Source organism: Pseudoduganella violaceinigra DSM 15887, from assembly GCF_000425385.1.
Taxonomy (GTDB): Bacteria; Pseudomonadota; Gammaproteobacteria; order Burkholderiales; family Burkholderiaceae_D; genus Rugamonas; species Rugamonas violaceinigra.
On record NZ_AUDI01000001.1, the window covers coordinates 347,840 to 366,932 of the forward strand.

20 protein-coding genes are annotated in these 19,093 nt (G+C 62.8%); 14 read left to right on the forward strand and 6 right to left on the reverse strand.

Translation table 11 applies throughout. The features are described 5' to 3' along the window. Positions 1-64 precede the first annotated feature (64 nt). The 3 genes from H597_RS0101670 to H597_RS35785 all read left to right on the forward strand — a co-directional run bounded on the left by H597_RS0101670 (position 65) and on the right by H597_RS35785 (position 5,205). Positions 65-1,825, forward strand: a complete 1,761-nt coding sequence (locus H597_RS0101670) for a glutamine--tRNA ligase/YqeY domain fusion protein (protein WP_028100597.1) — start codon at positions 65-67, stop codon at positions 1,823-1,825. A gap of 120 nt (positions 1,826-1,945) precedes the next feature. After that, complete coding sequence (locus tag H597_RS29345; protein ID WP_083940897.1) at positions 1,946-3,730, forward strand: CHASE domain-containing protein; 1,785 nt, start codon at positions 1,946-1,948, stop codon at positions 3,728-3,730. Between the two features lie 338 nt (positions 3,731-4,068). Continuing rightward, a complete protein-coding gene (locus tag H597_RS35785) occupies positions 4,069-5,205 on the forward strand; it encodes a UCP032817 domain-containing protein (RefSeq protein ID WP_229632068.1) in 1,137 nt (378 codons plus the stop codon). A 76-nt stretch (positions 5,206-5,281) separates the two neighbouring features. On the opposite strand, the gene H597_RS0101685 is transcribed toward H597_RS35785, so the two are convergent. From H597_RS0101685 to H597_RS0101695, 3 genes are all read right to left on the reverse strand, one after another. Continuing rightward, complete coding sequence (locus tag H597_RS0101685; RefSeq protein ID WP_028100598.1) at positions 5,282-5,524, reverse strand: hypothetical protein; 243 nt, start codon at positions 5,522-5,524, stop codon at positions 5,282-5,284. A 224-nt stretch (positions 5,525-5,748) separates the two neighbouring features. Continuing rightward, positions 5,749-5,973, reverse strand: coding sequence for a hypothetical protein (locus tag H597_RS35450; protein WP_154667905.1), 225 nt, complete (start codon positions 5,971-5,973; stop codon positions 5,749-5,751). A 45-nt stretch (positions 5,974-6,018) separates the two neighbouring features. Then, a complete protein-coding gene (locus tag H597_RS0101695; protein WP_035372852.1) occupies positions 6,019-6,903 on the reverse strand; it encodes an SDR family oxidoreductase in 885 nt (294 codons plus the stop codon). Positions 6,904-6,915: 12 nt separating this feature from the next. Here H597_RS0101695 and H597_RS0101700 point away from each other — a divergent pair, with 12 nt between their 5' ends. The 4 genes from H597_RS0101700 to H597_RS0101715 are packed head-to-tail and all read left to right on the forward strand — an operon-like array spanning position 6,916 to position 10,292. Next, positions 6,916-7,941, forward strand: coding sequence for a CDP-6-deoxy-delta-3,4-glucoseen reductase (locus H597_RS0101700; protein WP_028100600.1), 1,026 nt, complete (start codon positions 6,916-6,918; stop codon positions 7,939-7,941). 59 nt (positions 7,942-8,000) lie between these two features. After that, positions 8,001-9,221, forward strand: coding sequence for an MFS transporter (locus tag H597_RS0101705; protein ID WP_028100601.1), 1,221 nt, complete (start codon positions 8,001-8,003; stop codon positions 9,219-9,221). A gap of 15 nt (positions 9,222-9,236) precedes the next feature. Then, a complete protein-coding gene (locus tag H597_RS0101710; protein ID WP_028100602.1) occupies positions 9,237-9,881 on the forward strand; it encodes a DUF1345 domain-containing protein in 645 nt (214 codons plus the stop codon). A gap of 54 nt (positions 9,882-9,935) precedes the next feature. After that, a complete protein-coding gene (locus H597_RS0101715; RefSeq protein ID WP_028100603.1) occupies positions 9,936-10,292 on the forward strand; it encodes an HPF/RaiA family ribosome-associated protein in 357 nt (118 codons plus the stop codon). A gap of 3 nt (positions 10,293-10,295) precedes the next feature. Here H597_RS0101715 and H597_RS0101720 read toward each other — a convergent pair whose 3' ends face one another. Further along, positions 10,296-11,069 carry a helical backbone metal receptor gene (locus H597_RS0101720; RefSeq protein WP_028100604.1) on the reverse strand — a complete coding sequence of 258 codons (774 nt, stop codon included), beginning with the start codon at positions 11,067-11,069 and terminating at the stop codon, positions 10,296-10,298. Positions 11,070-11,142: 73 nt separating this feature from the next. Here H597_RS0101720 and H597_RS0101725 point away from each other — a divergent pair, with 73 nt between their 5' ends. Continuing rightward, the gene (locus H597_RS0101725) at positions 11,143-12,114 is read left to right on the forward strand and encodes a GGDEF domain-containing protein (RefSeq protein ID WP_028100605.1); all 972 of its coding nucleotides are present in this window, start codon (positions 11,143-11,145) and stop codon (positions 12,112-12,114) included. A gap of 90 nt (positions 12,115-12,204) precedes the next feature. Here H597_RS0101725 and H597_RS0101730 read toward each other — a convergent pair whose 3' ends face one another. Next, positions 12,205-12,789 (reverse strand): DUF5610 domain-containing protein, encoded by a 585-nt coding sequence (locus tag H597_RS0101730; RefSeq protein ID WP_028100606.1) that lies wholly within the window; start codon positions 12,787-12,789, stop codon positions 12,205-12,207. Between the two features lie 50 nt (positions 12,790-12,839). Between H597_RS0101730 and sbcB the strand changes: the two genes are divergently transcribed. After that, entirely contained in the window at positions 12,840-14,285 is a 1,446-nt protein-coding gene (sbcB, locus tag H597_RS0101735; RefSeq protein WP_028100607.1) for an exodeoxyribonuclease I, read from the forward strand. 102 nt (positions 14,286-14,387) lie between these two features. Here sbcB and pyrF read toward each other — a convergent pair whose 3' ends face one another. Next, positions 14,388-15,209 carry an orotidine-5'-phosphate decarboxylase gene (gene pyrF, locus H597_RS0101740; protein ID WP_028100608.1) on the reverse strand — a complete coding sequence of 274 codons (822 nt, stop codon included), beginning with the start codon at positions 15,207-15,209 and terminating at the stop codon, positions 14,388-14,390. Between the two features lie 114 nt (positions 15,210-15,323). On the opposite strand from pyrF, the gene H597_RS0101745 reads away from it, so the two are divergent. The 5 genes from H597_RS0101745 (at position 15,324) to H597_RS0101765 (ending at position 19,044) form a co-directional block, all read left to right on the forward strand. Continuing rightward, the gene (locus H597_RS0101745) at positions 15,324-15,914 is read left to right on the forward strand and encodes a LemA family protein (RefSeq protein ID WP_035372853.1); all 591 of its coding nucleotides are present in this window, start codon (positions 15,324-15,326) and stop codon (positions 15,912-15,914) included. 177 nt (positions 15,915-16,091) lie between these two features. Beyond that, complete coding sequence (locus H597_RS0101750) at positions 16,092-17,000, forward strand: TPM domain-containing protein (RefSeq protein ID WP_028100610.1); 909 nt, start codon at positions 16,092-16,094, stop codon at positions 16,998-17,000. Next, positions 17,000-17,524, forward strand: coding sequence for a TPM domain-containing protein (locus H597_RS0101755; RefSeq protein WP_035372854.1), 525 nt, complete (start codon positions 17,000-17,002; stop codon positions 17,522-17,524). Before H597_RS0101750 ends, H597_RS0101755 begins: the two co-directional genes overlap by 1 nt. A gap of 32 nt (positions 17,525-17,556) precedes the next feature. Then, on the forward strand, positions 17,557-18,321 hold the full coding sequence (locus H597_RS0101760; protein ID WP_028100612.1) for an SDR family NAD(P)-dependent oxidoreductase: 765 nt from the start codon (positions 17,557-17,559) through the stop codon (positions 18,319-18,321). Between the two features lie 324 nt (positions 18,322-18,645). Beyond that, entirely contained in the window at positions 18,646-19,044 is a 399-nt protein-coding gene (locus tag H597_RS0101765; RefSeq protein WP_028100613.1) for a VanZ family protein, read from the forward strand. Positions 19,045-19,093: the final 49 nt, after the last annotated feature.

Here is a 19,093-nt window from a genome sequence, read left to right on the forward strand (position 1 = left end):
GAAAGTCAAAGACTTTAAACCCAAACCCCTGACCCCGGTTTACTGGTTTCAAACCTAAAAATACATGAGCAACGACAAAAAAACTGCTGCCCCGGCCCCCGCGCCGAATTTCCTGCGCAATATCGTTGAAGCCGACCTGGCCGCCGGCACGCATATCCGCGACGGCCTGCCGCCGGTCATTACCCGTTTCCCTCCGGAGCCCAACGGCTACCTGCACGTCGGCCACGCCAAGTCCATCTACACCAACTTCGGCCTGGCGCGCGACTTCGGCGGCCGCTGCCACCTGCGCTTCGACGACACCAACCCGGAAAAAGAAGAACAGGAATACGTCGACTCCATCATCGACAGCGTACGCTGGCTCGGTTTCGACTGGGAGTACAAAGGCCCGGTCGGCGCCGGCAACCACCTGTACTACGCTTCGGACTATTTCGACAAGCTGTACGAAATGGCCGAATACCTGATCAAGGCCGGCAAGGCCTACGTTGACAGCCAGAGCGCGGAAGAAATGAAGAGCACGCGCGGCGGTTTCGGCGTCGCCGGCACCAACTCGCCATACCGCAACCGCTCGGTGGAAGAAAACCTGCAGCTGTTCCGCGACATGAAGGCGGGCAAATACAAGGATGGTGAGCACGCACTGCGCGCCAAGATCAGCGAAGACGCCATGTCCTCGCCGAACATGAATATGCGCGACCCGGCCATCTACCGTATCCGCCACGCCCACCACCACCGCACGGGCGACGACTGGTGCATCTACCCGATGTACGACTACACGCACCCGATCTCGGACGCGCTGGAAAACATCACCCATTCGATCTGCACCCTGGAATTCCAGGACCACCGCCCGTTCTACGACTGGCTGCTGGAAGTGCTGTCCGAGGGCGGTTTCTTCCAGAAGCCGGTGCCGCACCAGTTTGAATTCGCGCGCCTGAACCTGACCTACATCGTCACGTCCAAGCGCAAGCTGCGCCAGATGGTGGAAGAAGGCATCGTGGACGGCTGGGACGACCCGCGCCTGCCGACCATGGCCGGCATGCGCCGCCGCGGCTTCACCCCGGAAGGCATCCAGCTGATGTGCGAACGCACCGGCGTGACCAAGTCGGACGGCTGGATCGACTTCGGCGTGCTGGAAGGCGCCGTACGCGAAGACCTCGATCCGAAAGCCCCGCGCGCCATCGCCGTGCTGCGCCCATTGAAGCTGATCGTGGAAAACTTCCCGCAAGGCCAGTCGGTCGAGTGCACCTCGCCGGTCCACCCGCACCACCCTGAGCTGGGCCACCGCACCTTCCCATTCACCCGTGAACTGTGGATCGAGGAAGAGGACTTCATGGAAGTGCCGTCCAAGGGCTACTTCCGCTTCACCCCGCCGGTGGGCGACCAGCCAGGCGCCCGCGTACGCCTGAAATACGGCTTCGTGGCCGAATGCACCGGCTACGACAAGGATGAAAACGGCAAGGTCACCGCCGTGCGCGTCAAGTACTTCGAGGATTCCAAGTCCGGCACCCCGGGCGCCGACACCTATAAGGTGAAGGGCAATATCACCTGGGTCAGCGCCGAAGCCGCGCTGGAAGCGGAAGTACGCCTGTACGACCGCCTGTTCACCGAAGAGAAGCCGGATGCCGGCGGTAGGGACTTCAAGGAGTTCCTGAACCCGAAAGCGCTGGAAATCGTCAACGCCTACCTGGAGCCGGGCCTGAAGGATGCCGTCGCCGAACAGCGCTACCAGTTCGAGCGCCACGGCTACTTCGTGGCCGACCGCGTGCTGTCGCAGCCGGGTAAACCGGTGTTCAACCGCATCGTCACGCTGAAAGACAGCTGGGCCAAGTAAGCCGGCGTTTTCCAGCACAAAAGCCGCCTGCGGGCGGCTTTTTTCATGTTAACTTGATTTCAATCAAAGTGGTATTTTTGCATCTTGACCTAGAAGCATGGGAATTCTTATAGTCCGAAGATGACCCGCGTCCAGCTCAGCTTGCTTTCGCCCACAAAGCCATTGTGGTGGCTGGGCGTCGTGCTGTCGCTGGGCGTGGGCGCGGGACTGTATACGGTGACCACCCGCTCGGTCGACAGTGAGGCCCATGCGCGCTTCCTCAACCAGGCCCGCAATACGCAGTTCAACATCAACACCAGCATCAAGGCCTATACCGACGTGTTGCGCGCCGCCGCCAGCTATTTCCAGGCCGGCGGCGAAGTGACCAGGGAAACGTTTCACCGCTACGTGCGCGGCCTGGACCTCGAACATAATTACCCGGCCATCGACAACATCAACTTCGCCGAGTACTACACCGACGCCATGCGTCCGGCGGCGGAGGCGCGCCAGGCCGCCATCAGCGACAACCTCTATCCCGCCTTCCAGCGCCACCCGGCCGGTGTGCGCGGCGAGTATGCGGTCCTGACACTGATCGAGCCGCTGGATGGGTTCAATGACCGCTATGGCCTGGATATCGCCTCCCGCCCCGGCGTGGCCGAGGCCCTGTTTGCGTCGCGCGACCAGGGGACGATGAGCAGCTCCGGCCAGCCGATCCCCTTGCGCAGCACGCCAAGCCACATCGGCATGGCGATACGCATCCCGATCTACCGCAACGACATGCCCGTCAGAACGATCGCCGAACGACGCGCCGCCTGCGTCGGCTCGGTCGGCCTGGGCTTCAGCGTGCAGCGCCTGGTCAACGCGGCACTGGGCGAAATGCCGGTGCGTGCGGTGCGCCTGACGCTGCGCGACAGCAATGCGATCGGCAACCCGGCCCCCCTGCTGTTCGACAGCCAGCCCGGCATGCCAGGCGCGGACGGCGCCCACTTCATCACCGAACTGCCGGTGCAATTCCATGGCCGCACCTGGCAGGCCCAATTCAGCGTCCCCAAACAAGCCCTGTATTCCAGCTTCGACCAATTCCTGCCGGCGCTGGCCGGCAGCATGGGGTTCGGCGCCAGCGTGCTGATTTACGCCCTGTTCGTCACCCTGGCCTCCTCGCGCCGGCGCGCCTTGAAGATGGCGCGCGCCATGACGCGCGAACTGCGCGACAGCCAGGCGCGCCTGCAACTGTCGCATCATCGGCTGCGGCGACTGGCAGCGCACGCCGACCATATCAAGGAAGAGGAACGCAAGCGCATCGCACGCGAAATCCACGACGACCTGGGACAGAACCTGCTGGCGCTGCGCATCGAGGCCGACATCCTCGCCACGCGCACCGCAAAGACCCATCCACGCCTGCATGCGCGGGCACGCGCCACCTTGCACCAGATCGACAATACCATCCGCAGCGTGCGCCATATCATCAATGACTTGCGCCCCAATGTGCTGGACCTGGGCCTGTCGGCGGCGGTGGAATGGCAGATCGCGCAATTCCGCCAGCGCTCCGGCATCAAATGCGAGTTTGTGGAGGATGCGGTGGCAGACCATGGCGTCGACGACCACTGCGCCACAGCCTTCTTCCGCGTGCTGCAGGAATCGCTCAGTAATATTCATCAGCATGCCGGCGCCAGCGTGGTGCGTGTCGAACTGCACCAGGCACACGGCATGCTGCGCATGACAATCAGCGACAACGGCATCGGCATCAACACGGCCTGCCGCCACAAGGCCGGTTCGTTCGGGCTGGTCGGCATCGAGGAACGCATCAGCCTGCTCGGCGGGAATTGCTCCATCAGCAGCCATACCCATGGGGGCACCACTGTCAGCATTTCAGTGCCTGTCGGCTACCGCGTGGCGCCATCCAGCGACCTGCGTCTGAGCGCGTAGGCATTTTCGCCACGCGCCCGGATGAGACCGGGCAATTGTTGATCCACATCAAACTCCCTTTCTCTTACTCAGCAAAAATGCATTTGTAACATTTGACGACGCGACAAGCTATTGATTTGAAAGGATCTTTGCTTGTGTTGTTTCTTCAGCGCACGATCAAATTGTTACTTGCATTAGCTGGAAGCAAGCCTATACTTGAGACAGTTGATCTACATCAACACGCGTTCCCAACTCCGAACGCCTCAGGATGCCAGGCAATACAACCAGCCCCCAAAGAACGGCGTCTTTTCTCTCTCAGTCAGTTTTAAATCCGCTCACTTTTTAAGGGAATGTCACTCATGATTTCTGCTGAAAGCTTTAAGGCTATTGCCGACCTGGACCTGGAACCAATCAAGGTAAAACTGATGCACGTGGAGTCCGGCGAAGGCTGGTCGCTGGAAAAAGTTAATGCAATCGAATTCGAATATCGCCGCTTCCTGTACCTGATGAAAATGTTCCCCAACGAGCAGACCGCTCCGCTGATGGACGTGGATATCTTCTGGCACTATCACATCCTGGACACGATGAAGTACTTCATCGATTGCGAAAATGTGTTCGGCTACTATATGCACCACTTCCCATACATCGGCCTGCGCGGCGAGGATGACGAAGAGGCCCACGAGCGCGTCGGCAACCGCATGAAGGAGCTGTATGAAGAGACCTTCGGCGAGGACTATTTCCGTAGCGCAGTTGCCTACTCGGGCCGCGTGGCAGCAGCCGCTGATGACACCCAGGTTGCCTACTCGGGCCGGGTCGCAGCGGAAGACGGCCAGCAAGTAGCCTACTCCGACCGTGTGGCCGCTGAAGCCGGCGCACAAGTTGCCTACTCGGGCCGCGTCGCCGCGGAAGCCGGCGCACAAGTCGCCTACTCCGGCCGTGTCGCTGCCGAAGCATCGCCGCAAGTCGCTTACTCCGGCCGTGTCGCTGCCGAAGCTGCGCCGCAGGTTGCCTACTCTGGCCGTGTCGCAGTCGCCTACTCGGGCCGTGTCGCCGCCGAGGCATCGCCGCAAGTTGCCTACTCGGGCCGTGTGGCAGCGGAAGCCGCACCGAAAGTGGCATATTCCGGCCGTGTCGCTGCCGAAGCTTCGCCGCAAGTTGCTTACTCTGGCCGTGTCGCAGTCGCCTACTCGGGCCGCGTCGCCGCCGAGGCATCGCCGCAAATTGCCTACTCGGGCCGTGTGGCAGCGGAAGCGTCGCCAAAGGTCGCCTACTCCGGCCGCGTGGCAGCGGAAGCCAAGACTGCCTACTCGGGCCGCGTAGCGACCGAAGCGAAAACGGCCTACTCCGGCCGCGTGTCAGCCGAAGCGCAAACGGCATATTCGGGCCGCGTTGCCGCCGGCGCCCAAACCGCCTACTCCGGCCGCGTCAGCGCCGAAGCCCAGGCAGCGTCCCAAGCGCTGTTCTACAGCGCCCGCCCTCGCCTGGCAGCAGCCTGAGCCGTAACGAGAGCCAAATAAAAACGGCCGCCACCTGCTAGCAGGGGCGGCCGTTTCTTTACGTCTGGACGAAAGCTTAGTGCGCCATCAGTTCACGCAGTTCGCGGATGCTGAAATCGCTGATTTCATGCATGCGGATCAGGATGGTCGCGCCGATCGGCAGGGTATTGTGGCGGATTTTGCTGATCACCGGTGGTGCAACTTCCAGGGCGCGGGACAGGGCCGCATCATTTTTCAGCTGCAGCTTTTCGATGATGGCATCCAGCACGCGGTTCGGATTGTAAGACGACGAAGCAGTAATTTCTTTCAGAGAGCTCATGACAAAGTACTTTTTCAATATGTTGTGTGGTCACAACAAAATTATTGGCGGAATTTTAGACAAAGAGCGCCAGAAAAAGCCGTGATTGACGCAATTTTCGGCACACGGACGGTATCATACACCGATTTATTGCCGTTCGCTTAACCCACGGCACTAAACGTGATATTTTGATAGATTCTAGCGCACATTGCTGTGCTAGGAATTAAAGTAGTTTAACGAGAGGGCTACTTCTGCTCGTTTCTTGCCAAAGTAAACGGCAAGCAGAGCCATGTGAAGGTGATCCAGGCCAGGGCTGGAGGGAGGTACATCAGCGCCGCAGGCATGGGAGTGTACTCCGAACGCCAGTCCAGGCGGCGCCTGATTTCCTCCGGTGACGGGGGTGGCAGGTGGGCATGGCCGCGCTGGGCCAGGTAGGCGCGGACTTGTTCCTTGGTGGGATGGCTATACATGGCGCCCTCCTTAGCAATCATTGGCACAAGATAGCGCCCACTGCTTCACGGGCGCTTGATGCATCTTAAGGCTGCCGCGACATCCGGATACAGCAGCCGTACCTGCAGTTCTTCCTTCAGGCGCCGGTTCGCCAGACGGCGCGACTCGGACATGAAGGACAACAACGTTGGCGTCACCGCCTGCGCCAGCGAAGCACGATCCAGCCTGGGCGGTCGCGGCAAGCCGAAGTGATCGGCCACCATGTCAAAATAGTCGCCCATTTTGAGCTCCGTGTCATCAACTGCGTGATAGACACGGTTGCTTAAGCCACGCCGCAATGCCGCCAAAACCACACGGGCCAGGTCGTCGGCATGGATATGGTTGGTGAAAACGTCATCGTCGGCCCACAAGGCCGGCGTGCCCTGCTGCAGCCGTTTCAGCGGCAAACGGTCGGCGCCGTAAATTCCCGGCACGCGCAGGATGGACAGGCGCCCCTGCGCCCGCCGCGCCCAGGCCCGCAGGACCTGCTCCGCGTCGACCCGCCGCCGGGCCCGCGCATTGCGCGGCGCCACCGGCTGGGTCTCATCGGCCCAGCGCCCGCCCAGATCGCCGTACACGCCGGTGGTGCTCACATAAACCACATTCGCTCGGTCAGGTAAAATGGCGGTCACATTACGGGTGCGCCGGTCTTGCGCGCCCTCGCCCGGCGGTGGAGCCAGGTGCACCACGTGGTGCGCCAGCCCGGCCAGGCGGCGCAGCGATTCGGGCCGGTCCAGGTCGGCCAGCAGGGGCACGGCGCCCGCCGCACGCAATTCGGCAAAGCGCTCGCGCTGGCTGGTGACGGCAAAAACGCGGTAATGTGCGCGCACCAGGGGCAGCAAACGCATACCCACATCGCCGCAGCCGATGACCAGCAGGCGCGGCTTGTTGAATTTTTTACTGATTTCCATTTTTAAGATTGTATGTCTTTCCAAATTACTGTTCAGCCTAGCGGCCACCAATTCAGCTGTGAAGAAGACGAAACCGTCCTGGCCGCGGCCATGCGCGCCGGCGTCGGCCTGCCATACGGTTGCAAGAACGGCGCTTGCAGCTCCTGCAAGGGCAAGGTGGTATCGGGTTCGGTCAGCCATAAGGCGCACCAGCGCCGCGCCCTGAGCGAGGAAGAGGAAGCCAGCGGCATGTCGCTGTTCTGCTGCGCCATCCCGCATTCCGACCTGGTGCTGCAAGCGCGCGAAGTGGCGGGCAGCGGCGAATTCCCGATCAAGAAGATGCCAACCCGCGTCAACGCCCTGGAAAAAATGGCGCCGGACGTGATGGTACTGACCTTGCAGCTGCCGGCCAATGAAACCTTCCAGTACAAGGCCGGCCAGTACCTCGAATTCCTGCTGCGCGACGGCAAGCGCCGCGCCTACTCCATCGCCACCGCGCCGGAAGGCGGCGCGATCACCCTGCATATCCGCCATATGCCGGGCGGCCTGTTCACCGACCAGGTGTTCGGCACCATGAAGGAGCGCGACATCCTGCGCTTTGAAGGCCCTCTGGGCACCTTCTTCGTACGCGACGAGTCGGACAAGCCGATGGTGCTGCTGGCATCGGGCACCGGCTTCGCGCCGATCAAGGCGATCGTCGAACACGCACGCGCCACCGGCTCCCAGCGCCAGATGACGCTGTATTGGGGCGGCCGCCGCCCGCAGGACCTGTATATGGACGCGCTGTGCCGCCAATGGGCCGATGAGATGCCGAATTTCAGCTACGTGCCGGTGGTTTCCGACGCCCTGCCGGAAGAAAACTGGCACGGCCGCACCGGCTTCGTGCACCAGGCCGTGGTCGACGACCTGCCCGACATGTCGGGCTACCAGGTGTACGCCTGCGGCGCCCCGATCGTGGTCGATTCGGCCAAGCGCGACTTCGTCAAGGATTGCCGGCTGCCCGAAGACGAGTTTTACGCCGACGCCTTCACATCCGAGGCCGACCTCCAGCAACCGTAAGCCCTTCCCCCATGCGCTGCGTGCCGTGGGGCGCGCGGCGCCTCATTGCACGCATACGTATGTCATCGAACGGTTTCTCAGTCCTCCGCCACCGCAACTTCGCCTTCTACCTGTCAGCCCGCCTGCTCGGCACCATCGCCGTGCAGATGCAAAACGTCGCCATCGGCTGGCAAGTCTACGCGCAAACCAAGAACCTGTATTACCTGGGCATGATCGGCCTGGCGCAGTTCGCGCCCTTCCTGCTGCTGATCCTGTACGCCGGCCACGCCGCCGACCGCTACAACCGCCGCAACATCATCGCCACCTGCCTGGGCGCGCAGCTGGTGTGCGGGCTGGCGCTGCTCGGCTATACGCATAGCGGATTCGGCACCGTGTGGCCGATCTTCGCCGTGCTGGTGCTGTACGGCAGTGCGCGCGCCTTCATGAGTCCCGCCACCCAGGCGGTGCTGGTCAATATGGTGCCCACGGAAGACTTCAGCCGCGCCGTGGCGCTCTCCAGTTCGTCCTTTCAGGTGGCGGTGATCCTCGGCCCGACGCTGGGCGGCCTGCTGTACATCTACGGCCCGGCCGCCGTCTACACCGTCACCTCGCTCATGCTGCTGATGGCCGTCGCCCTGATCTGCCTGACGCGTCCCGCGCCGCAGGCAACGCGCAAGGAACCGGCCACCTGGCACAGCGTGCTGGAAGGCCTGCGCTTCGTCTGGTCGCGTCCCATCATGCTGGGCGCCATTTCGCTCGATTTGTTCGCCGTGCTGTTCGGCGGCGTGACCGCCCTGCTGCCCGCGCTGGCGCACGACGTGCTGCATGCCGGCCCCACCGGGCTTGGCCTGCTGCGCACGGCGCCCGGCGCCGGCGCCGCAATCTGTTCCATCGCGCTGGCCTTCTGGCCCATCACGCGCCGCGTCGGCGCCTGGATGTTCGGCGGCGTTGCGGTGTTCGGCATCTGCACGGTGCTGATCGGCTTCACCAGCAGCTTCGGCCTCACCCTCACCTGCCTGCTGGTGCTGGGCGCCGGCGACATGATCAGCGTCTATGTGCGCCACTTGCTGGTGCAGTTCGAGACCCCCGATGAAATCCGCGGCCGCGTCAGCGCCGTCAACGCGGTCTTTATCGGCGCCTCCAACGAACTCGGTGAATTTGAATCCGGCATTACCGCCGGCTGGCTGGGGCTCACGCGCGCCGTGATCTTCGGCGGCGCCGCCACGCTGGCCGTGACCGGCATCTGGGCCTGGCGCTTCCCCATCCTCTCGCGCATGGACCGCTTCCCCCATCACAAGTAGTAAGATTGGACTGACATGGCCTACCACCTGATCCGCAGCCGCCCCCACCTGAGCGCCGCCATCGCAGTCGGCGCCGTGACCAGCGTATTCCTGCCTTCGTCCTGGACGCCGCTGGTGCGTTCGCTGTCGGCCTGGGATATCGCGGTCTGGGCCTATCTCCTGACGGTCGGCTGGATGATGATGCGGGCCGACCACCGGGAAGTACGGCGCATCGCCGCGCGGCAGGACGAGAAGGCATCGGTGATCCTGGCCAGCCTGGTGGTTGCCACCGTCATGAGCCTGGTCGCCATCAGCAATGAGCTGGCCAGCCTGCGCGACATGCCGGCCAAAGAACGGGGCCTGCATTACGCCTTCGTCGTGGCGACGCTGGTGGGCTCCTGGTTCCTGGTCGGCACCCTGTTCTGCTTCCACTACGCCCACCTGTACTACAACGCGCGCGGCCACCAGCGGCCGCTCGCCTTCCCCGGCGGCGAAACCCAGCCGGACTACTGGGACTTCCTGTACTTCTCCTTTACGATCGCCGTCGCCGCCCAGACTTCCGATGTCGCCGTGCAGTCGGCCCGCCTGCGCAAGCTGGTGCTGGGACAGTCCGTGCTGAGCTTTTTCTTCAATCTTCTTATCCTGGGTTTATTTGTGAATATGGCAGCTTCCCTGATGTAGGCGTATGATGAAATCGCGTGGCAACACGTTTTGGTTAACAAACGGGAGCAGCATATGCAAATCAGTGTGAACACCGACAAAACCATCGAACGTACTGCAGGTCTGGAGGACCATGTGAAGGAAGTGGTCAAGACCGCACTCCACCGGTTCGGCGAGCACATCGGACGCGTCGACGTCCACCTCAGCGCAGGCAATGCACAGAAGTCCTCCGACGGCGATATCCGCTGCATGATCGAGGCGCGCGTCAACGGCTACCAGCCAATCGCCGTCACCGACCACGAGGCAACCCTGCATCAATCCATCAACGGCGCAGCGGACAAGCTGCAACGGGCCATCGACAGCGCGCTGGGGCGCCTGAGCGATAGCAAACGCCACACCGCGCAGCCCAACTTCGAAGAAGCCGAAGAATAATCCTTAGCCGGCGGCAGCCAGGCCTTTCAGGTAGCGGATACCTTGCAAGGCACGGCTGCCATACCAGGACATCATCTCCCCATCGACCAGTTGCACCGGCTTGCCGATCTGGCGCTCCAAGGCGTCCACGTGTTCTTCGGTAAAGCGGTAAGGCTCGGACGACAGCAGTACCTGGTCCACATCGCGCAGCAGCGCTTCGTCCCATGTGAAGCTTGGGTAGCGCTGATCGCCCAGCGCGGGAATCGACCAGCCGATCAGCGCCAGCATGCGCGCAATATAGGTATCGCGCGACACCGTCATCCAGGGGTCCTTCCAGATGCAGTACAGCACCCGCTGCGGCCGCCCCGGCTCAACCTGCGCCAGTTCGCGCTCGAAGTCGGCGCACCATGCGTCGGCGCGTTCGCGGGCGCAGAACACGCCGCCCATCAACTGCACCAGCGCCAGGTTATCGCGCGGCGCGACCGGATGCGTCACCACGATATTGGGCACGAATTGCGCCAGCTGATCCACGGTGGGCTTTTCGTTCTCATCGATATTCACCACCAGGTGGGTCGGCGCCAGCTTGCGGATCTTCTCGATATTGACATCCTTGGTGCCGCCCACCTTCGGGATGGAGCGCACCACATCGGCCGGATGGATGCAAAAACCGGTACGCCCCACCAGCTGCGGCGCCAGCCCCAGGTCGCAAAGCAGTTCGGTAATCGAAGGCACGAGCGAGACGATGCGCGCGCCCGGAGCGGCCGCGTGTTGCTGGCCGAGGATATCGGTGTAGGTCATGGCCGATATTGAACCACACTTGGGCTATCATTAACACCTGTTACCTGCCAATACCGCAGCAAGAAAGCTTACCGTGAAACCGATCGGCACCTTCGGCGCATCCGCCTACCAGATCCAGGCACTGCAACTGTTCCGCGGCGCGGACAGCCTGCGCATCGCCCCCCTGCTGAAAGACTGCCCGATCGTGCTGGTCGAACAGGGCGAGGTGGTCGCGGACCCGCAGCGCGCCCGCCTCTACATCGTGCTGCGCGGCGCGCTTTCCGTGGCGGCCGACACGCGCACCGGCATCGCCGACGGCACCATCAGCAAAGTGCTGCCCGGCGAAAGCGTGGGCGAACAAGCGGTGCTGGACGACGAAACCAACCAGGCCAGCATCACCGCGCTGGAGCAAAGCGAACTGCTGGTGATCGAATCGGAACTCGCATGGCAGCTGATCGACGCTGCCAACGGCGTCGCCCGCAACCTGCTGCGCATGCTCTCCTTCCGTATCCGCGCCGCCAATGCGCAGCTGCGGCGGCGGCAAAAGCTGGGCGAATTTTATCGCCAGCTATCGATGGTGGACGGCCTGACCGGCCTGTACAACCGCGCCTGGCTGAACGACTTCCTGCCGCAACTGGTCGCCAGCGCCCAGGCCACTGGACAGCCGCTGTCGCTGATCATGCTCGACATCGACCACTTCAAGAAATTCAATGACAGCCACGGCCACCTGCAAGGCGACCAGGCGCTGCGCATCGCCGCGCAAGTGCTAACCGGAGCATTGCGCCCGACCGATTTCGCGGTACGCTACGGCGGGGAAGAGATGATGGTGGTCCTGCCCGACACGAATTTGCAGGTTGCCGAAACGGTCGCCGGGCGCCTGTGCCAGCGCATGCGCGACGCCGTGGTCTTCGACGACATGCGCCTGCCGCTGCCGCACATCACCAGCTCCTTCGGCGTGGCCGCCTTGCGTGCGGCGCAGGACGAAAGCGCCTTCATCGCGGCGGCGGATGCGGCCCTCTACCGCGCCAAGGAAAGCGGCCGCGACCGCGTCGAAGTAGCGAAATAAAAGTCGGGGTCAGCTCTGGCTTCTCGAGGAGCTTTTCGCTGCGCGACGCGCAGCGAAATGTCCGATTGCCAGAGCTGACCCCGACTTTCGCTATGCTACCTTTCCGGCCTGGGTGCCGGTCTGGGTGCCGGTCTGAGATTCGTCGGTCGCGCTGGACTTCCGTTGGCTCGAGACAAAGCTGTCCAGGCCTTTTTGCACCAGCTCGTAGGTCTTGTCGATATTCGAGGCGATGTCGCCGCCCAGCACCTGCAAGCCTTTCAGGATGTCGCGCGCTTCCTTGAAGCCTTTTTCGATGCCGCCCTTGATGGTATCCATGAAACTGTTCAGGGCGTCGTCGCCTTCCAGCTCGGAGTGCTGCTTCTGGAAAGCACCGAGGAAGGCCGTCGATAGCGATACAATGCGCCCCGCCGTGCCTTCGGGCGAGTTGTCCTGCCCCGCGGCGTTCTGGATCGCATCGGGCCCGAAATCGGCCTGCAATTGCTCGTTGATCGAGGTGATGGCCGACTTGTAGACCAGCGCCAGCGGATCGTTTTCGGAATTCAGCGAAACCGACGCCGATTCCTTCAGGATCGACACGTTCAGCTGCAGTTTGGCGCGGGTGGACGCCGAAATGGCCGTGTCATTGCTCGCCGCTGCGGGCGTGGCACGGGTGTTTACGGAAATGGGATTTGACACAACAGTCCTCCTTGCCTCAGCATTCGATAACGAGAACCAACATTTGCACCATGAGTAACCTTACCTTCCTGTGGCATGACTACGAAACTTTCGGCGCCGTGCCACGCCGTGACCGCCCCGCCCAGTTTGCCGCTATCCGTACCGACGCTGAGCTGAACGAAATCGGCGCGCCGATCATGTTGTTCTGCCAACCAGCCAACGATTACCTGCCCGACCCGGTCGCCTGCCTGATTACCGGCATTACCCCGCAGCAAGCATTGCAGCAGGGCGTGCCGGAGCATCAATTCGCCGCAACCGTCGAGAAGGCCTTTTCGGAGCCTGGCACCATAGGCGTAGGCTACAACACAATCCGCTTTGACGATGAAGTGACGCGTTTCTTGTTTTGGCGCAACTTAATCGATCCCTATGCGCGCGAATGGCAGAACCAGTGCGGGCGCTGGGATTTGCTGGATGTGGTGCGGATGACCTATGCGTTGCGCCCCGAAGGAATTGAGTGGCCTATCAATGATAACGGCAAACCGAGCTTCAAACTTGAGCATTTGACGAAGGCCAATGGCCTGGTGCATGAGGCGGCGCACGATGCGCTGTCCGACGTGCGCGCCACCATCGCCCTGGCCCGCCTGATCCGCCAGAAACAGCCGAAGCTGTTCGATTTCTGCCTGGCCCTGCACAAGAAGGACCGCGTAGCGGACGAGATCGGCATGCACCTGGCGCCTAACCTGCGCCAGCCTTTCCTCCATGTGTCGGGCATGTTCCCGGCCGAGCGCGGCTGCCTGGCGCTGGTCTGGCCGCTGGCGCCGCATCCTTCCAACAAGAACGAACTGCTGGTGTGGGATTGCGCATACGACCCGCAGGAGCTGTTCGCGCTGGATGCGGAGACGATCCGCACCCGCATGTTCACCCGGGCCGATGCCATGCCGGAAGGAATGACGCGCCTGCCGATCAAGAGCATCCACCTGAACAAGTCGCCGATGCTGGTGTCGAATCTGAAGACGCTGCGCCCGGAAATGGCCGAGCGCTGGGGCTTGGACCTGGAGGCGGCGCGCGCCCATGCCGCGCGCGCGGCGGCGGGGCCGGACATGTCGGCGGTCTGGGAGCAGGTGTTCTGGCGCCCGGTCGGCGAACCGGCCGATGTGGATGAGGATTTGTACGGCGGCTTTATCGGCAATGGCGACAAGCGTTTGCTGGAATCGCTGCGGCGCGAGCAGCCGGCCAAGCTGGCCTCGGCGTCGCCGCATTTCCAGGATGAGCGCCTGGGCGAGATTCTGTTCCGCTACCGCGCGCGCAACTTCCCGCAGACCTTGTCCGAGGCAGAGCATGAGCAGTGGGAGCAGCATCGTGCTGCGCGCCTGTATGAAGGCGCGGGCGGCGCGCGTACGGTCGATGAGCTGTTCTCGGAACTCGACCGCCTGGGCGCCGAGACCGATGAACGCGGGCAGGAGGTGCTGGCTGCCTTGTACGACTATGTTGAAATGATTGCGCCGGAGCGCGACTAAAACCGGTAAATCGGTGTCTGACCCGCAGGGTCAGACACCGGTAGGCGATGGCTGCTGGGTGGTGTCCGGCCCCGCGCGGCTATCCGGCCGGGTTCACCGGTTTTAAGCGCGGTGCGCGTTAATCGCGTCGCGCGTCTCCTGCGCCACGCGCCGTGCGGCCGCCGCAAAATCTTCCCCGCCCTGGGTCGCCGCGTACAGGATCGCACGCGAGGAATTGATCATCATGCCCGCGCCATTGTAGGTACGGCCGGCCTTGACGGTCGCCTCGATATCCCCGCCCTGCGCGCCGATGCCCGGCACCAGCAGCGGCATATCGCCCACAATTCCACGTACTTGCGCCAGTTCTTCAGGGAAGGTGGCGCCAACCACCAGCGCGCACTGGCCATTGGCATTCCACTTCTCCGCCACCAGCTTGGCGACGTGCTGGTACAAAGGCTTGCCTTCAACCTTCAGGAACTGCAGGTCCGAGCCGCCGGCATTCGAAGTGCGGCACAGGATAATCACGCCGCGGTCGCGCCATTCCATATACGGCTCGACGGAATCGGAACCCATGTACGGGTTCACGGTCACCGCATCCGCGCCATAGCGGTCGTAGGCTTCGCGCGCATACTGCTTGGCGGTGGCGCCGATGTCGCCGCGTTTGGCGTCCAGGATCAGCGGGATGTGCGGGTATTTCTCTTTCGCGTAGGCGCAGATCTTTTCCAGCTGGTCTTCCGCACCGAGCGCCGCGAAGTAGGCGATCTGCGGCTTGAAGGAGCACGCCAGGTCGGCGGTAGCGTCGATGATTTCGGTGCAGAACTGGTAAATCCCTTGCGGGTTGTTCTGGAATTGCGCAGGCAGGCGCGCCATATCCGGGTCCAGGCCAACGCACAGCAGGGAATCGTTGGCTGCCCAGGCAGCGGATAATTTTTCGATGAATGTCACGGCAGGCCTCTTTTCTTCTTGCGTTGCAAACCCACCATTATAACGGGCGCCGCCGTGCGCCTCGTGGGCCCGGATTGCGTGTATATTTCGATAATACGTTGCAGGGAGCGAAGAATGCGCAAATTTCTGGCAGTGGGTGTGCTGGCCTCGGTTTTCCTGACCGGCTGCGGTTACAACGAGTTCCAGGCCAAGGACGAGGCGGTCAAGGCCCAGTGGGGCGAGGTGGTCAACCAGTACCAGCGGCGGGCCGACCTGATCCCGAACCTGGTCAATACGGTCAAGGGCTATGCCTCGCACGAACGCGAGACCCTCGAAGCGGTGACCAAGGCCCGCGCCTCGGCCACCAGCGTGCAGGTGACGCCGGAGGTGCTGAACAATCCTGGTGCGCTGCAAAAATTCCAGCAGGCGCAGGGGGAGCTGACCAGTGCCCTGTCGCGCCTCATGGTGGTGGCGGAAAAATATCCGGAGCTGAAAGCCGACGCCAGTTTCCGCGACCTGCAATCGCAGCTCGAAGGCACGGAAAACCGCATCACCGTAGCGCGCCAGCGCTATATCGCGTCGGTACAGGACTTCAATATTCTCGCGCGGCGCTTCCCGACCAACCTGACGGCCAAGATGTTCGGCTACGACGTGAAGCCCAGCTTCACGGTGGACAACGAAAAATCCATATCAACCGCTCCCACGGTGGACTTCAACAAGAAGTAAGGAGCCGCAATGGCGACCTCTCCACGGCAAACACGCGGTGGCGGCAAGGGCTCCAGCCGCGAGGAAGACCGCTTGAGCGATCCCCTGCTGGATCGCGACCTGGCGCGCCGCACCGGCGGGCTCACTGAACACGCGCGGCGCTGGCGCATCCTTCCCGCCTCGCCGTGGCTGCGCCTGATGATCGGCCTCGCCATCGCGGCGCTGCTGGCGCTGGCCATCGCGGGCGGCGCCCGTGCCGAAACGGGCTTTGTCGGCGTGCCTGCCCATGCCGCCCGCGTCACCGACCAGGCCGGGATGCTGACGGCGCAGCAGCGCGCCTCCCTCGACGGCTTGCTGGCCGACTATGAGCGCCGGACGGGCAGTCAGATCGCCATCCTGCTGCTGCCATCCACCGCACCGGAAGCGATCGAGCAATACAGCATCCGCGTGGCCGATGCGTGGAAACTGGGGCGCAAGGGTGTCGACGACGGCGTGCTGCTGGTCGTGGCCAAAGACAATCCTTCCGCCCTGCGCAGGCTGCGGATCGAGGCCGGACGCGGAGTCCAGGGAACGCTCACCGACGCCCAATCCAAACGGGTTTTGCAGGACGTGATCGCGCCGCGCTTTCGGCAAGGCGATTTCCACGGAGGGCTCGAGGCTGGCATCAACGCCATCAGCGCCTTGCTGGAGAAGGAACACCTCCCCGCCTCCTCGGGCAGCTCGCCTGCCGGCGGCCTTGCCGGTCTGGCGGAGGCGGCGGGAGCCGGCGCAATCCCCGCCAGCGGCGGCGCGGCGAATGACGGTAACATGGCCGCTGGAGACCCGGGGCGTGCAGGCGGGGACACGGGCGGCTGGTCGGCCGGATGGCTGGTTCCCCTCCTGCTGTTCGGCGTCTTCGTCATCCTGCCGATGCTGCGCGGTCGAGCCCGGCGCGGATTGCACAGCGGCGGCTGGGGATCGGATGCCAGCGGCGTCCTGATTGGCGCCGCGCTGGGAAATGTCTTGAGCGCCGCGGCAAACCGTGGCGGCGGCAGTTGGGGCGGTGGCGGCGGATTCAGCGGCGGCGGCGGCACTTTCGACGGCGGCGGCGCCTCGGGAGACTGGTAATGCAGGCCCTGCCAAGCTCATTTTTCGGCCGCTGCAGACGCGCCCTGCACCATATACGCCATGGGACCTCCCATGGCAAACGCCTGTTCCCGCCCGCCACGCTGGCGGCAATCGAACAGGCCATCGCCCAGGGTGAGCAGCGCCACCGCGCCGAAGTGCGCGTGATCATCGAACCCGGCCTGGACGCCCGCGCAGCCTTCAACAACACCAGCAACCGCCAGCGCGCCCGCGCCCTGTTCGCCCAATACGGCGTGTGGGATACCGAGGAAAACTGCGGCGTCCTGATCTACATCAACCTGGCCGCGCGCGAAGTCGACATCGTGGCCGACCGCCACGTCGGCCGCCTGGTGGCCGACACAGAATGGCAGACCATCTGCCGCACCATGACCAGCGGCTATGCCCAGCGCGACTACCACGCCAGCACGCTATCGGCGCTGGAACAGCTCAACACCCTGTTGGCGCGCCACTACCCCGCCGATGGCAAACGCCCCAACCAACTGCCCAACGACGCGCTCATCCTCTAAAATAGGCTTCCCAACCGACTCGCGGAAGCTCCATGAAATTAACGAATAAAGTTGCCATCGTCACCGGCGCCACTCAAGGGATCGGCCTGGCCTGCGCCCAGCGCCTCATTACCGAAGGGGCCAAGGTCATGCTGGTGGACATCAAGCCGGAAGGCGTCCAGGCCGCCGAAGCGCTGGGCGACCAGGCCCGCTTCTACGCCGCCGACGTCAGCCAAAAAGCCGATGTGGACGCCATGCTGGCCGCCACCCTAGCCGCTTTCGGCCGGGTCGACATCCTGGTCAACAATGCCGGCGTCACCCATAAATGCAATTTCCTCGACCTGGCGGAAGCCGATTTCGACCGCGTGCTCGGCATTAACCTGAAATCCATGTTCCTGTGCGGCCAGGCAGTCGCGCGCGAAATGGTCAAGCAGCGAAGCGGCTGCATTATCAATATGTCAAGCGTGAACTCGGAACTGGCGATTCCCGACCAGGTTCCTTATGTGGTGTCGAAGGGCGGCGTGAACCAGCTGACCAAGGTGATGTCGCTGAACCTGGCGCCGTATGGCATTCGTGTCAACGGCATTGGCCCCGGCACCATCCTGACCGAATTGGCGAAACAGGCGGTCCTGGCCAGCCCGGAAGCAAAACGCACCATTTTGTCGCGCACTCCTTTGGGGCGTTGCGGCGAGCCGGAAGAGGTCGCTTCCATCTGCGCTTTCCTCGCCAGCGACGACGCCAGCTATATGACCGGACAGACGCTTTTCGTGGATGGTGGCCGCATGGCGCTGAATTACGTGGTGCCGGTCAAAGAATAGTTATTCGAAATATGAATAACGATCATCGAAAATGAAAATTGGACTGATATGTGGCATTGCACCATAATTGCACATGTCTCCACTATTCTCCTCCAAGAAAATAGTTTAAGCCCGCTTTAACCAGCGGGCTTTTTTTTTTTGCCCATTTCCGGGTCAGGAACAATTGGGGACATGACAACACCGGAAGTTTGATTTATGTCATGGTGCGGTCACACCCCATCCTTATAATGGGCACATCTGAGACACACGCAATCGATATGCGTGGTCGCAGAAGGTGCGCCGGCCCTGTGCCGGCGCAACCGCTTCCGTGATATCGTCCCACCCATGCAAAAATTCTTGACCCTGCTGTTCCTCAGCGACGCCCAGGCGCGCCTGCGCTTCTGGGGCGCCATCACGCTGTTCGTCCTTAACTGCATCATCGGTTCGATCCCCGGCGCACGCGCCGAAGCCGCAGAGTATGCCAGCGGCCTGGTGCTGCATAGCTGCGGCTATTCCTTCCTGGCCTTTCTGCTGTTTACCGGTTGTCAGGGTGAACCGGCGCAGCGCGCGCTGAAGGCCGTGTTCGGCATCGCCATCATGGGCGCCATCGACGAATTCGTCCAATCCTTCTTCCCTTACCGCCATGGCTCGGTCGATGACTGGCTGGTCGACATGGCGGCCGCGATCATCGCCTCGACGGTGATGTGGGCGCTGTGGAGCATGCGCAAACGCCCGGCCGCTTGACCTAAGCACGCCGAACGTGCCGCGTCGCGGCACCGTTCAGTCTCCAGCG

Excerpts from the sequence above, each read along its gene's own strand:
- H597_RS0101670 (WP_028100597.1), top strand. The coding sequence starts at position 65 with ATGAGCAACGACAAAAAAACTGCTGCCCCGGCCCCCGCGCCGAATTTC.
- H597_RS29345 (WP_083940897.1), top strand. The coding sequence starts at position 1,946 with ATGACCCGCGTCCAGCTCAGCTTGCTTTCGCCCACAAAGCCATTGTGG.
- H597_RS35785 (WP_229632068.1), top strand. The coding sequence starts at position 4,069 with ATGATTTCTGCTGAAAGCTTTAAGGCTATTGCCGACCTGGACCTGGAA.
- H597_RS0101685 (WP_028100598.1), bottom strand. The coding sequence starts at position 5,524 with ATGAGCTCTCTGAAAGAAATTACTGCTTCGTCGTCTTACAATCCGAAC.
- H597_RS35450 (WP_154667905.1), bottom strand. The coding sequence starts at position 5,973 with ATGTATAGCCATCCCACCAAGGAACAAGTCCGCGCCTACCTGGCCCAG.
- H597_RS0101695 (WP_035372852.1), bottom strand. The coding sequence starts at position 6,903 with ATGGAAATCAGTAAAAAATTCAACAAGCCGCGCCTGCTGGTCATCGGC.
- H597_RS0101700 (WP_028100600.1), top strand. The coding sequence starts at position 6,916 with ATGTCTTTCCAAATTACTGTTCAGCCTAGCGGCCACCAATTCAGCTGT.
- H597_RS0101705 (WP_028100601.1), top strand. The coding sequence starts at position 8,001 with ATGTCATCGAACGGTTTCTCAGTCCTCCGCCACCGCAACTTCGCCTTC.
- H597_RS0101710 (WP_028100602.1), top strand. The coding sequence starts at position 9,237 with ATGGCCTACCACCTGATCCGCAGCCGCCCCCACCTGAGCGCCGCCATC.
- H597_RS0101715 (WP_028100603.1), top strand. The coding sequence starts at position 9,936 with ATGCAAATCAGTGTGAACACCGACAAAACCATCGAACGTACTGCAGGT.
- H597_RS0101720 (WP_028100604.1), bottom strand. The coding sequence starts at position 11,069 with ATGACCTACACCGATATCCTCGGCCAGCAACACGCGGCCGCTCCGGGC.
- sbcB (WP_028100607.1), top strand. The coding sequence starts at position 12,840 with ATGAGTAACCTTACCTTCCTGTGGCATGACTACGAAACTTTCGGCGCC.
- H597_RS0101745 (WP_035372853.1), top strand. The coding sequence starts at position 15,324 with ATGCGCAAATTTCTGGCAGTGGGTGTGCTGGCCTCGGTTTTCCTGACC.
- H597_RS0101750 (WP_028100610.1), top strand. The coding sequence starts at position 16,092 with ATGATCGGCCTCGCCATCGCGGCGCTGCTGGCGCTGGCCATCGCGGGC.
- H597_RS0101755 (WP_035372854.1), top strand. The coding sequence starts at position 17,000 with ATGCAGGCCCTGCCAAGCTCATTTTTCGGCCGCTGCAGACGCGCCCTG.
- H597_RS0101760 (WP_028100612.1), top strand. The coding sequence starts at position 17,557 with ATGAAATTAACGAATAAAGTTGCCATCGTCACCGGCGCCACTCAAGGG.
- H597_RS0101765 (WP_028100613.1), top strand. The coding sequence starts at position 18,646 with ATGCAAAAATTCTTGACCCTGCTGTTCCTCAGCGACGCCCAGGCGCGC.